Source organism: Streptomyces sp. NPDC127092 (assembly GCF_042722475.1).
Lineage (GTDB): Bacteria > Actinomycetota > Actinomycetes > Streptomycetales > Streptomycetaceae > Streptomyces.
Genome location: NZ_JBHXFE010000153.1, coordinates 925 through 1,486, shown reverse-complemented (window position 1 = coordinate 1,486; position 562 = coordinate 925). Strand labels below are relative to the sequence as shown.

The window sequence follows — 562 nt, the reverse complement described above, 5'->3', positions numbered from 1 at the left end:
GAAGTAACCCGATGCGTGCAGGAATCATCGGCGGGGGCATGATCGCCCGCGTCCACGCCCACGCCGTCCGTGCCGCAGGGCACGAGGTGCTGGCCGCGGCCAGCCGCGACGTGGCTTCAGGTCAGCGCGCAGGGCAGCAGACGGGGGCCGGGGAGGTGCACTCCACTCCCCTGGAACTCATCGAAGATCCCCGCGTCGAGGTGGTGCACATCTGCTCACCCAACGACACCCACCCAGATCTCGTGCGTGCCGCCCTGGCGGCCGGCAAGCACGTGATCTGCGAGAAGCCGCTGGCCACCAGCCGGTACGACGCACAGGCCATGGTCGATCAATGGCGAGCCACCGATCTGGTGGCCACCGTCCCCTTCGGCTACCGCTTCTACTCCTCCGTCCGTGAACTGCGGGCTCGCTTGGCCTCAGGTGCTGACAAACCACACCTGGTGCGGGGCGAGTACCTGCAGGACTGGCTGTCGCGTCCCTCGGACACGAACTGGCGGGTTGACTCCGGTCAGGGTGGCCAGTCCCGCGCCTTCGCCGACATCGGAGTGCACCTGTGCGATCT

General features: G+C 68.0%; 1 protein-coding gene. It reads left to right on the top strand.

Annotation, left to right across the window (positions count from 1 at the left end):
• Positions 1 to 38 precede the first annotated feature (38 nt).
• The coding region (locus ACFWJO_RS38235; protein WP_386872771.1) for a Gfo/Idh/MocA family protein at positions 39 to 562 on the top strand (524 nt) is incomplete at its 3' end.